Source organism: Clostridium sp. (assembly GCF_051650885.1).
Classification (GTDB): Bacteria; Bacillota; Clostridia; order Clostridiales; family Clostridiaceae; genus Clostridium.
Map to the genome: position 1 here is coordinate 1 of NZ_JBOFRG010000296.1, position 12,937 is coordinate 12,937.

12 protein-coding genes are annotated in these 12,937 nt (G+C 28.9%); 10 read left to right on the forward strand and 2 right to left on the reverse strand.

What is annotated here, in order from left to right:
• From ACRC28_RS14030 to ACRC28_RS14065, 8 genes are all read left to right on the forward strand, one after another.
• On the forward strand, positions 1–1,180 hold a 1,180-nt coding region (locus ACRC28_RS14030), incomplete at its 5' end, for an ATP-binding protein (protein ID WP_438544068.1).
• Positions 1,181–1,248: 68 nt separating this feature from the next.
• Positions 1,249–2,121 carry a metal ABC transporter solute-binding protein, Zn/Mn family gene (locus ACRC28_RS14035; RefSeq protein WP_438544069.1) on the forward strand — a complete coding sequence of 291 codons (873 nt, stop codon included), beginning with the start codon at positions 1,249–1,251 and terminating at the stop codon, positions 2,119–2,121.
• A gap of 145 nt (positions 2,122–2,266) precedes the next feature.
• Positions 2,267–4,084: a MutS-related protein gene (locus ACRC28_RS14040; RefSeq protein WP_438544070.1), complete on the forward strand. Its 1,818-nt coding sequence runs from the start codon at positions 2,267–2,269 to the stop codon at positions 4,082–4,084.
• Positions 4,085–4,102: 18 nt separating this feature from the next.
• The gene (locus ACRC28_RS14045) at positions 4,103–5,020 is read left to right on the forward strand and encodes an exonuclease domain-containing protein (RefSeq protein ID WP_438544071.1); all 918 of its coding nucleotides are present in this window, start codon (positions 4,103–4,105) and stop codon (positions 5,018–5,020) included.
• Between the two features lie 66 nt (positions 5,021–5,086).
• Positions 5,087–5,497: a CBS domain-containing protein gene (locus ACRC28_RS14050; protein WP_438544072.1), complete on the forward strand. Its 411-nt coding sequence runs from the start codon at positions 5,087–5,089 to the stop codon at positions 5,495–5,497.
• A gap of 178 nt (positions 5,498–5,675) precedes the next feature.
• Positions 5,676–5,945: a metal-sensing transcriptional repressor gene (locus tag ACRC28_RS14055; RefSeq protein WP_438544073.1), complete on the forward strand. Its 270-nt coding sequence runs from the start codon at positions 5,676–5,678 to the stop codon at positions 5,943–5,945.
• Between the two features lie 13 nt (positions 5,946–5,958).
• Entirely contained in the window at positions 5,959–8,640 is a 2,682-nt protein-coding gene (locus ACRC28_RS14060; protein ID WP_438544074.1) for a heavy metal translocating P-type ATPase, read from the forward strand.
• Positions 8,641–8,704: 64 nt separating this feature from the next.
• Positions 8,705–8,908 carry a heavy-metal-associated domain-containing protein gene (locus ACRC28_RS14065; protein WP_438544075.1) on the forward strand — a complete coding sequence of 68 codons (204 nt, stop codon included), beginning with the start codon at positions 8,705–8,707 and terminating at the stop codon, positions 8,906–8,908.
• 59 nt (positions 8,909–8,967) lie between these two features.
• On the opposite strand, the gene ACRC28_RS14070 is transcribed toward ACRC28_RS14065, so the two are convergent.
• Positions 8,968–9,567, reverse strand: coding sequence for a hypothetical protein (locus tag ACRC28_RS14070; RefSeq protein ID WP_438544076.1), 600 nt, complete (start codon positions 9,565–9,567; stop codon positions 8,968–8,970).
• A gap of 151 nt (positions 9,568–9,718) precedes the next feature.
• Between ACRC28_RS14070 and ACRC28_RS14075 the strand changes: the two genes are divergently transcribed.
• Entirely contained in the window at positions 9,719–10,900 is a 1,182-nt protein-coding gene (locus tag ACRC28_RS14075; RefSeq protein ID WP_438544077.1) for a S1 RNA-binding domain-containing protein, read from the forward strand.
• 46 nt (positions 10,901–10,946) lie between these two features.
• On the opposite strand, the gene pyk is transcribed toward ACRC28_RS14075, so the two are convergent.
• A complete protein-coding gene (gene pyk / locus ACRC28_RS14080) occupies positions 10,947–12,380 on the reverse strand; it encodes a pyruvate kinase (protein WP_438544078.1) in 1,434 nt (477 codons plus the stop codon).
• A gap of 138 nt (positions 12,381–12,518) precedes the next feature.
• Here pyk and ACRC28_RS14085 point away from each other — a divergent pair.
• Positions 12,519–12,937: pyruvate kinase (locus ACRC28_RS14085; RefSeq protein ID WP_438544079.1), on the forward strand; the 419-nt coding region annotated here is incomplete at its 3' end.

A 12,937-nucleotide genomic window follows, 5' to 3' on the forward strand; every position in this document is an offset into this window, starting at 1 on the left:
CTTCAAAAATATAGATGAGCTTAAAGAAGCTATAAGGGAAATTGAAGAGTTTAGAAATGTAGAGGAAAAGGTTCATTTAAAAATAGAAGAAAGACTTAATAGAATTGAAGATTTAGATATAGAAAAAGGCTATGAAAAATATATTCAAAGTGAAAAGATGATAAATTCAATTAAAGTAATGACAGAATCAAATGATGAGGATGAACTGCTTTTAAAAATTAGCCTTTATGAAAAAACAAAGGGAAGACTAGATAGAATAGATGAAGATATAAGAGGGATTAAAAAAAAGATAGAGTTCTTTAATGAAGAAAAGAAAAGATTAGAAGAGGAAGTATTACTAAAGGTACAACAGATAAACGAAGAAGCTACAATAGAAGAATGTGAAGACTTTATAGGTGAATATAAAGAAAAGCTAAAAAGAAAAGATGAGTTAAAAGAAGATATGGAAAGGAATAGTGAAACTTATAAGGCGTTACTAAAAGATAGAGATATAGAAGAGATAAGAAAAGAAGTGGAAATAAGTAATGATTTGGTGGAGTGTTCTGATTATAAAAAGGAAGAGGAAATAGAGGATGAAATTAAAAGCAAGTCAAAGGAACTTATTTCTTATGAGAAAAGAGGAAAGGAATTAGAAGGAGAAATAAAATATATTATTGATAAGGGAAGAGATATAAATATTATAGAAGAAGAAATATTTATAGAGGAAGAAAAGATAAAGGAATTAAGGAAAAAATTAAAAGCTTTAGATGTTAGTATAGAGAAATTAGAAAATATAAATAAAAAATTAAAAGAAAAGCTTACCCCTAAAATAAATGAATATGTAGGAGAAATATTTAGCAAAATAACTAGTAATAGGTATAGAAATGTTATTTTAAAGGAAGACTACACATTAGAGATTGAAGGGGAAAGATGGTTTAGCAGTGAATATTTAAGTAATGGAACAAGAGACCAATTGTATTTAGCTTTAAGGTTTGCAATCATAAAAATAATATTTGAGCAAAGAGATGTTCCAATAATTTTAGATGAAGCCTTCAGTCAATATGATGATAAAAGAAGAGAAGAAACTATAAATTATTTGCATGGAAGAACAGAGAATCAGACAATAATATTTACATGTCAAGGAATAGAAAAGAAAATTCTAGAAAAATTAGATTTATCTTATAATGAAATAGTTATTTAATTGACAGTGAGGAAAATAAAGGTTATTATTTATTTGTAAATGCAAATCATATGCAAAAGGAGAGAGAAATGAAAAAAATCATAGCTATAATAGGGGTAGGAATAATAATGTTGTTAGGAGTTGGATGCTCTTCTAAGGGTGAAGACAAAAGTGATAAATTACAAGTTACAACATCAATATTCCCAATAGCAGAAGTTACAAAGGCTATAGGGGGAGATAAGGTTTCTGTAATTACATTAGTGCCAAAAGGGCAAGAACCACATCATTTTGAACCTAACACAAAAACATTTAAAGAGTTATTAGGCAGTAAGTTGTTTATATATAATGGACTTGGAATGGAAGATTGGATTGGAAATATGAGCGAAAAGCTTAAAGAAGAAAATATTCCAATGGTAGATGCAAGTACAGGGGTTAATGTTTTAAAAACAGATGGAAAAGTAGATCCTCATGTTTGGCTTAGCTTAAAAGAAATTCAAGTTCAAGCTAAAAATATAAAGGAGGCTTTAGTTAAAGCTGACCCTAATAATGAAGAATACTACACAAAAAATTATGAAGAGTTTATAAAAGAATGTGAAAATCTTTATAATGAATATAAGCCAAAGTTTGAAACTATTAAAAATAAAAACTTTGTAACAGGGCATGCTGCATTTGGATATCTTTGTCGTGACTTTGGATTAAAGCAAGAGTCTGTAAGCACACTTTATGCAGATGGAGAACCAACGCCAGGAAAATTAGAAGAATTAGTTAATTATTGCAAGAAAAATAATGTTAAAGTTATTTTCTCAGGAACTTTATCAGAGCCAAAAACATCAGAAACATTAGCAAGAGAAGTTGGAGCAAAAATAGTAAAGATATATACTCTTGAAACATCAGATGATGATAAAACATATTTAGAAGGTATGAAATATAACTTAGAAACAATATATAATGCAATGAAATAAATTTAAAAAATAGAATTAATTTAAGAGATTAAGTTAAGAATATTAGTTATAGGATAAAGGGAGAGATATTTATATACTCTTCCCTTTTTCTTGTTAACTTATGGTATAATTTACATAAAACAATAAAAAGGAGTAATAAATATTAATGAATGCACTAAAATTTTATGAAAAAAATATACAAGAGAGTGAAATTGAAATAAAAAAGATAGATAAAAAAAGTTTAGCAATTGGTTGGAGCAGATTATTAATAGTAGTTTTTTTAATTTTTTCAGTATATAAGTTTTATTCTAGTGGAAAAGAAACACTTGCTATTATAAGTGGTGGTTTTTTCGTAATTGTATTTATTTTAGTAGCACTGCTACATAATAATATTTTAAAGAAAAAGAAAAGTCATGAATTAATGATAGAGATAAATAAAAAGGGAATTAGACGTTTAAATGGTGAATTTAAAAATGAAGAGGATTGTGGAAAAGAGTATATTGATGAAAAGCATCCATATACAAATGATTTAGATATTTTTGGGGTAAATTCTCTTTTTCAACTTATAAATACTACTGTAACTAAAGGTGGAAGAGAAGTATTATTTAAAATTTTAAGTGAAAATACAACAAAAAATGTAAACGAAATAAAGAAAAAACAAGAAGGTATAAAGGAACTTGGAAAGAAAGTTTCTTGGAGGCAAAAGTTAATATTAAAAGGGTTAATGAATATCCAAAACAGTGACCAAGAATTAAATGAAATCGAATATTTAAAAACATGGAGTCGTGAAAGAAAAAGTAAGGCAAAATATAAAAAATATATTGCATATTTCTTTATATTACTAACATTTGGATGGATAGCTCTATCCTTTGCAGGATTTTTAAGATGGACTGATATAATCATAATTTTAATGATAAACTTTGTAGTTATAAAAAGTTTAACTAAGGATAGTAAAAGTGACTTAGAAATGTTTGCAGCTATGAAACCGACTATAAAAGCTTATGCAGAAATGTTAGAAGTTATTGAAGATGAAAGCTTTGAATCAGAATACTTAAGAGATATTAGAAATAAAATAAACAATGAAAATAAAAATATATCTTGTAAAAAGGAAATGAAAAAGTTAGCTTCTATTTTAGATTGGGTAGGAGATAGCCATGGAAATGCATATTATTTAATAATAAACTTATTTATATTCTCAGATGTATTTTTAGTATCAAACTTAGAAAGCTTTAGAGAAAAAAATGGTGAATATTTAAATGAATGGCTTGAGGCAATGAGCGAGTTTGATGCTTTAGGAAGCGTAGCAAACTTAGCTTTCGATTTTGAAGCATGGACTTATCCTGAAATTGTGGATGAAAAGATTGTAAAAGGAAAACAAATAGGTCATCCAATTTTAGGAGAAAGAGCTATAAGAAATGATTATGAGTTAGATAGAAATACTAAAACAACATTAATTACAGGTTCTAATATGTCAGGAAAAAGTACTTTCCTAAGAACTGTAGGATTAAATTTAGTTCTTTCATATTTAGGAGCACCAGTTAATAGTGATGAGTTTAAATGTGGAATGTTTGATTTATACACATGTATGAGAACTAAGGATAATTTAGAAGAAAGCACATCTTCTTTTTATGCAGAAATATTAAGAATAAAACTTTTAATAGAAGGAGCTAAAAGTGGAAAGAGAATTTTCTTCCTATTAGATGAAATATTTAAAGGAACAAACTCAGCTGACAGACATACAGGGGCAAAGGTTCTTATAAATCAACTTATTGATTCAGGGGCAGTAGGGCTTGTGTCAACTCATGATTTAGAATTATGTGATTTAGAAGAAAGTGATAAGAGAATACAAAATAAAAACTTTAGAGAATATTACGAAGATGGTAAGATAAAATTTGACTATAAGCTAAGAGATGGGAAAAGTAGAACTCAAAATGCAATACACCTTATGAAGCTTGCTGGTATAGATTTTAACGAAAAAGAATAAGGAGTAGAAAAGGGGTTTATGGGATACGTAATAATTGATTTAGAATTCAATAGATTAGATAATATAGAGAAGTATTATCCTAATATATATGAAGAACATGAGGGACTTAGAGAGGTTAATGTTGAAAGTGAAATAATAGAAATTGGTGCAATAAAGGTTGATAAATATATGAAAATAGAGGATGAATTGAAGGTTTATATAAAGCCTTCAATATTTCCTATTTTGAATCCAGAGATAATAAATATAACTAAAATCACAAATAAAGAGTTAGAGCAGGGAGTTTCCTTTGCAGAAGCTATTGATAAATTAAAAGAATTTGTGGAAGGAAATATTTTATGCTCTTGGGCAAAGGATGATGTTGCACAAATTATAATAAATTCACATTATCATAAGTATGAAGATATTAAATGGGTAAAAAAATATCTTGATATTCAAGAATATGTTACAAAGGTTATAGGCGCTAAAAAGTCATTGAGCCTTAAAAATGCATTAATGAGGTTAAATATAAAGGCAGATGATAATCTTTTACATGATGCTTTAAATGATGCATATTACACTGTACAAGTATTTAAGCAGTTATACAATTATAGAAGTATTAAAAGCTATATTATAGATAATATATATGAAATGCCAGCAATAAATTTAAATTGTATTGATAATATGGATTTAGATTATTCAATGGTAAAATCATCATGTCCAAAATGTAGAAGAAAAATAGAACTAGACTTTGACTATATGCCAGCTAGATGGAGATTTCTTTCAGTTGGAATATGTCCAAAGTGTCATTCAACAATTTTAAATGAAGTTATAATAAAAAAGACTCTTCATGGAAAAATAATATACTCTGAAATAGGAAGTATATTAAATGAAATCGAGTATTCAGATTATATGTACAAACTAGAAAAGTATTTTATGAAGTTAGAAAAAGAAAGTTAGAAGTTATATTATGTAAAAAGGTATGATAAAATATAAGGGTAAATAAATAATAGGAGAATAAAAGAAATGAATATAGCGTTTTTCCTTACACCAAAAAATGAAGTTATATGTGAGAACTTAGAAGCAACAATGAGACAAGTAATGGAGCGTATGGAGCATCATGGGTATACTGCTATACCGATTATTGATAATAGAGGAAAGTATGTAAAATCTATAACTGAAGGAGATTTGTTATGGAAGCTTAAAAATACTCCTGAATTAAGTTTTAAAAACACAGAGACAGTGAGACTTGATGAGATAAAATGTAGAAGAAATCATAAAAGTGTATCTATAAATGCAGATATTGAAAGCCTTATATCACTTGCAGTAAACCAAAATTTTGTTCCTGTAGTAGATGATGATGGAATTTTTATAGGAATAATAAAAAGAAGCGATATAATAGAGTTTTGCTATAAAGAAATGAAAGAAAAATTGTAAAAAAAGCCCTTGCTAAGAAAATTACTTAGTGAGGGCTTTTATAAATAATTTTATAAAAATAAGGGGAAAATAAATTATATTTAAAAAAAGTTAACAAAATAAAGTTTGACATAAAATAAAAACGAATATATTATATAAGCATAAAGACCCCCACCTAGGGGGGAGGGGAGCAAAGATAATGAATGATGAAAAAAAGAAAGCACTACAATCTTTAAAAACTTGTAGGGGGCAAATTGAAGCAGTAATAAAAATGATAGAGGACGGAAGATATTGTGTTGATATTTCAAATCAAATAATAGCAGCGCAAGGGCTTTTGAAGAAATCAAATAAATTAATTCTTTCACAACACATGCATCATTGTGTTAAAGAAGCTTTAAATAATGAAGAAGAGAAAGAAGCTAAAGTAGATGAAATTATGAATATTTTAACTAAGCTTATAGATAAGTAGGGAGGAGATTAGATTGAAAAAATTATTTACAGTAAAAGGAATGACCTGTGCAGCTTGTTCAAGCAGAGTAGAGAGAGTTCTTAATAAAAAAGAAGGAGTAAATTCAGCTGTAGTAAATTTAGCTACAGAAAAATTAAATATAGATTTTGATAAAGATAAAATAAATACTGAAGAAATATTAGAAACTATAAAAAAAGCTGGATATGAAGGTATTGAAGAAAAGAATGACAGTGAAGTGAAACGTGAATTTAATGTTACTGGAATGACTTGTGCATCATGTTCAAGCAGAGTGGAAAGAGTTCTTAATAAAAAAGAAGCAGTAGAAAAAGCAGTAGTAAATTTAGCAACTGAAAAATTAACTATTGAGTTTAATAAAGATGAAATGAGCGAAGAAGACATTATTGAAACTATAAGAAAAGCAGGATATGATGCTTCATTAATAGAAGAGAAGAAATTAGCTCATAAACATTATAAAGTCAAAGGGATGACTTGTGCATCATGCTCAAGTAGAGTAGAAAGAGTTTTAAATAAGCTTGATGGAGTAGAAAAAGCAGTAGTAAATTTAGCTACAGAAGATTTAAATGTTGATTATGATAGTAATATTTTAAGAGGAAGTGACATTGAAAATACTGTTAAAAAAGCAGGTTATGAAGCTTTTGAAGTTGATGAAACTGTAGAGGAAGAAACTCCAAGAAGCAGAGCTGAAAAGAAAATAAAGAAAACTAGGTTAAGACTTATATTATCAGCAATATTTGGTATTCCATTATTATTAATTGCAATGGGACCAATGTTTAATATGCCATTACCTAATATTATTGATATGCATACAAATCCATTAAACTTTGCAATTATTCAACTTATATTAGCAGTGATTATAATCATTATAGGAAGAGATTTCTTTATACATGGATTCAAGAATTTAGCACACTTAAGTCCTAATATGGACAGTTTGATTGCACTTGGAAGTACAGCAGCAACTTTATATGGTATTTATGCAATATATAAAATTGGTACAGGACATTTAGAGTTTGCACATCACTTGTACTTTGAGTCAGCAGGACTTATAGTTGTATTTATTAGTTTAGGTAAATTCTTAGAAGCACTTACACAAGGGAAGACTTCAGATGCGATAAACAAACTTATGGGATTAGCACCAAAAACTGCAACTATCATTATAGATGGTGAAGAAAGAGTTGTAAAAATTGATGAAGTTAAAACTGGTGATATAGTTTTAGTTAAACCAGGAGAAAAGCTTCCTGTTGATGGTGAAATTATAGAAGGTTCATCAGCAATTGATGAAGCAATGATTACAGGAGAGAGTATCCCAGTAGAAAAAAATATTGGGGACAGTGTTATTGGTGGAAGTATAAATAAAACAGGAATGTTTAAATTTAAAGCAACTAAGGTTGGTAAGGATACAGCTTTAGCACAAATTATAAGCTTAGTTGAAAGTGCTCAAGGAACTAAGGCGCCAATTGCTAGAATGGCAGATATAATTTCAGGATACTTTGTACCAACAGTTATTATTTTAGCAGTACTTGCAACTCTTGCTTGGTATTTCTTTGGTGGAGTTGGATTAGAGTTCTCACTTAACATACTTATTTCAGTATTAGTTATTGCATGTCCATGTGCTTTAGGATTAGCAACACCTACAGCAATTATGGTAAGTACAGGTAAGGGAGCTGAAAATGGAGTATTAATTAAAAGTGGTACTGCACTTGAAGAAGCCCACAAATTACAAACAGTTGTATTTGATAAAACAGGAACTATAACAGAAGGTAAACCAAAGGTTACAGATATTGTTACAGTAGGAATGGATGAAAATGAAGTTTTAAGACTTGCAGCGGCGGCTGAAAAAGGTTCAGAACATCCACTTGGAGAAGCTATTGTAAATGAAGCAAAAGACAGAAATATAGATTTACCAAAAATTGATGAATTCAATGCAATCTTAGGAGAAGGAATTGAAACTAAGATTGAAGGGAAAGATATCATTATTGGTAACAGAAAAATAATGGATAGATTTAATATTTCAATAGATTCTATTGAAGAAAAAGCACATGGTCTTGCAGATATGGGGAAAACACCTATGTTTATGGCAGTAGATGGAGCTTTCAGTGGAATTATCGCAGTTGCAGATACAGTAAAAGAAAACAGTAAAAAAGCAGTTAAAGCTCTTCAAGCGATGGGAATAGAAGTAGTTATGCTTACAGGAGATAATGAAAAAACTGCAAAAGCTATTGCAAGTCAAGTTAACATTGATAGAGTAGTATCTGATGTATTACCAGAAGGTAAGGCAGATGTAGTTAAATCTCTTCAAGCTGAAGGAAAGAAAGTTGCAATGGTTGGAGATGGTGTAAATGATGCACCAGCACTTGTAACTGCAGAAATTGGTATCGCAATTGGTTCTGGTACTGATGTAGCAATAGAATCAGCAGATGTTGTATTAATGAGAAGTGATATTTTAGATGTTGTATCAGCAATACAATTAAGTAAAGCGACTATAAAAAATATAAAAGAAAATCTTTTCTGGGCATTTGCTTATAACGTAGTTGGTATTCCATTTGCAATGGGAATTGTATATGCCTTTGGAGGACCATTATTAAACCCTATGATAGCAGCATTTGCAATGAGTTTAAGCTCAGTATCAGTATTATTAAATGCATTAAGATTAAAAAGATTTAAAGCAAAATTTTAATATAATGCCATAACAAGGGGCTTTGTACCTTGTGAATAAAGAAAAATTAAGGAGTGAATTTATTATGGCAAAATTAGTAGCAACAATAACTGGAATGTCTTGTGGACATTGTGTAAAACACGTAGAGGATGCATTAAAAGATAATGCGAACGTAGATAACTTTGATGTTAAAATAGGTCTTGCAACTGTAGAAGGAAGCATAACTAAAGATGAGTTAAAAGAATTAATTGAAGAAGAAGGATACGACGTAGTAGAAATCGCTGAATAATTAATTAAAAAGGGGACTATCTCAAGGGATTATAAATAATCCTGTGAGATAGTCCTTTTTTAGAATTTAATATTATGTTGTTTTAAGAAATCTTCAAATAAACTAAGAAAATGGGCTTCATCTTCAAAAATAGTGGAACCATCTAATGGAGAAAAAGATTTTTGAGGTCTAGGAACTTTTTCACTTAAGACTTTAACAGTATGAGAAAGGTCATAAAGCTTATTAGAAAAATTAGAAATAGATTGTGAAAAGATATCCTTGAATGTAAACTTGCTTGAGTTTATTGAGTTAGAAAAACTTTCATCAAGAATATTAAATTCATCTTGAAGAGAAACCAAGGTAGTTGTGATATTAGAAAATTCTTTAGAAAAAGAATTTGAATTTTGGAGTATAGAATTATAGATTAAATTTTCACGATAAAATTTAAAAAATCCTTTTTTGCAAAGGGAGATATTATTTTTATTTGCAGAGGCTTTAATTTTAGTAAGATAATTGTCTATTTTATCAGAGGAAAGAGAAAGACTCTTTTTATAAAGATTAATTCGATCATTTAGAATTGAGATATTTAAAGATACACTATCTAGCTCATCTTTTATATCACGTAAAAGTTCGTAGTTTTTCTTGTTTTTTTTCGACTGTAAATTCATGAAAAATTTCAAGGTAAAATCCTCCTTAAAAAATTTATATATAATAATTATATGAAAATGACATCTAAAAGGTTATAATGTTAGATATTAGAAAATAGTTGAGAAAAAATATTCAATAGATTAAAATTAAAGATATATACTGAGAAAAGAAGGAGTGAATAGCATGAGTAATGAAAACACTATGCAAGAATTATTAGATCAATATGATGTAAGAACTATAAAAAAAGGTGACATCTTAGATGGAACTATAATAAGTGTAGACGAAAAAGGTGCAAACGTTAATATAAATTATGCATTTGATGGATTTATTTCAAAAGATGAAGTAAGCAATAAGAGCGTTAATATAACTGAAGAGTTAAAGATGGGAGATAGCGTTAGAGTTATAGTATTATCACCAAATGATGGTGAAGGGACTGTAGTTCTTTCAAGAAGAAGATTATTAGAAAGAGAAGAAAGAGACGCTATACGTGCATTATTAAAAGAAGAAGGAAAAGAATTAAAAGAAGCTTTTGATAATGAAACTACTGTAAATGTTAATGTAAAAGAAGAAATAAAAGGTGGACTTTTATGTTACTATGGAAAAACTAGAGTATTTATGCCAGGTTCATTAATCAGCAGAAACAAAACTAATGGTAAAGATTTAGTTGGGGATGATTTAGAAGTTAGAATAATAGAACTTGACTTAAAAAATAATAAGGTTGTAGCTTCAAGAAGAGTTTTAGAAGAAGAAGCGTTTAAAGCTGAAGAAGAGAAGAACTGGAATTCATTAAAAGAGGGAGAAAAAGTAACAGGAACTGTTAGAAACACAACTAAGTTTGGTGCTTTCGTTGAAGTTCTTCCAGGAGTTCAAGGATTAGTTCATATCAATGATTTAGCTTGGGAAAGAGTTAGAAACGTTGAAGATGTAGTTAAAAAAGGAGATACTGTTGAAGTATTCATAGGAAAAGTTGATAAAGAGGCTAAAAGATTATCACTTATCTTAAAAGATAACCTACAAGAGCCTTGGACATTAAACGCTGGAAGCTTAAAGGTTGGAGAAGTTTTAGAAGGTAAAGTTAAAAAACTTGCTAAATTTGGAGCTTTTGTTGAATTGTTTAAAGGTGTTGAAGGATTAGTTCATTTAAGTGAATTAACTCCAGAGCCAATCAAAGACCCAGCAGAAGTAGTTAAAGTTGGAGATGTAGTTAAGGTTAAAGTTCTAAACGTTGATTTAGGTGAAAAGAAATTATCACTTAGCATAAAAGATGCTTCAGGAAAAACTAGAGAATATGTAAATTATGTTGATGAAACTGAAGAAGATGTTACTTTAGGAGATCTTTTTGCAGATTTAAAAAATAAATTATAAGATTTGAATAATAATACCCAAGGCAAAAAGCCTTGGGTATTTTACTTTAAATTCTTTCTATTTTAAGCATATTAGTTCCACCAGTATGGTTAGTTGGCATTCCTGCTGCAACTATAATTTCATCACCTTTATTTACAAAGTCATAATTAGTTGCTATTTTTTTAGCTTCAATTAAAATCTCATCAGTTGTATTGAAGTGGTCACAGTGAGCTGGAATTACACCAAAGTTTAAAGCTAAACTACGACGAACTTTAGCATATGGAGTAATTGCAATAATATGAGCTTTTGGTCTATATTTTGAAATAAGTCTAGCAGTAGAACCAGATTGTGTTGCAGCAACTATTGCTTCGGCATCAATTGAATTTGCAGTTCTACATGCAGAATAGCTTATAGCATCTGCAAAAGAGTCAGAGTCAATATTAACATGACCTTCTAAGATAGCACTGATTTTAAGATGCTCATAATTTAGATGAGCTTCCGTTTCTTTAGCAATTTTAGACATAGTTTGAACTGCTTCTATTGGGAAAGAACCAGATGCACTTTCACCACTAAGCATTATAGCATCAGTTCCATCAAAAATAGCATTACATATATCACAAGCCTCAGCACGTGTAGGAAGTGAATTTCTTATCATAGAATCAAGCATTTGAGTTGCAGTAATAACAACCTTTCCTGCAATGTTACATTTTTTTATAATACTTTTTTGAAGGATTGGAACTCTTTCAATTGGAATTTCAATTCCCATATCACCACGAGCAACCATTACAGCATCAGTAACTTCTAAAATCTCATCAATATTTTCTACACCTTCTTGGCTTTCTATCTTAGCAATAACTTTTATGTGTTCTCCACCATGCGAGTCTAGAATATTTCTAACATCAAGGATATCAGATGCTTTTCTAACAAATGAAGCAGCTATAAAGTCAACATCATTTTCACATCCAAAGATAATATCTTCTTTATCTTTTTCAGTTACTGAAGGTAAGTTTATAGAAATGTTAGGTACGTTAACACCTTTATGATTTTTAATCACTCCACCGACAGTTACAATACATTTAATTTCTTTATCAATGACCTCTGTTATTTTAAATTGAAGAACACCATCATCAACAAGAATTTGACCATCTTTTTTTACATCCTTGTATAAATCGTTATATGTTACAGAACATTTTGTGGCATCTCCTAAAATTTCTTCACCACAAATAAATGAGAATGGAGAGTCTTTTTCTAAAAGAACACCATCATTTATAAAGTTATGAGTTCTAATTTTAGGACCTTTAATATCAACTATAATAGAGGTAGTAGTTTTCATTTCATCTCTAAGTTTTTTTATTAAATCAATTTTTTCCTTGTGGGATTCATGAGTACCGTGTGAAAAGTTTAATCTAGCAGCACTCATACCAATTTTAATAAATTCTCTTAAAATTTCTTCATTATCACTAGCAGGACCAATTGTAAAAATCATTTTTGTTTTTTGCATAGGCTCACCTCTTAAAATTAATTTTTATTAATTATAATTTTAGTATATCACATAGTATTAATATATTAAAAGTTTGCTCATACTATCTATGATTAATGCTAAAGTTATCTTTAAAATTTATTTTAAGAGGGTGATTCTATGCAAAAAACAAAAATGATTTTTACAATTGGTCCTGCTAGTGATAGTGAAGATATTCTAAGAGAATTCATTAAAATTGGTATGAGTGCTGCAAGATTAAATTTTTCTCATGGCAGTCATGAATCCCATAAAGAAAAAATTGATTTAATTAAAAAGCTTAGAGATGAAATGAAAACTACTACCTCTATTATACTTGATATTAAAGGACCTAAAATTCGAACTCATAACTTTATAAATGATGGCGTTCTTCTAGAAAAAGGTGCTCCATTTTCTTTTATTTGTGGAACAGAAATTTTAGGTAATAATACTAAATGTTCTGTAACTTATGATGAATTATATAAAGATGTAAAAAAAGATGGTCAAATTCTTGTTGATGATGGTGTTCTTCAATTTAAAATAACAGAAATCATTGATAAAGA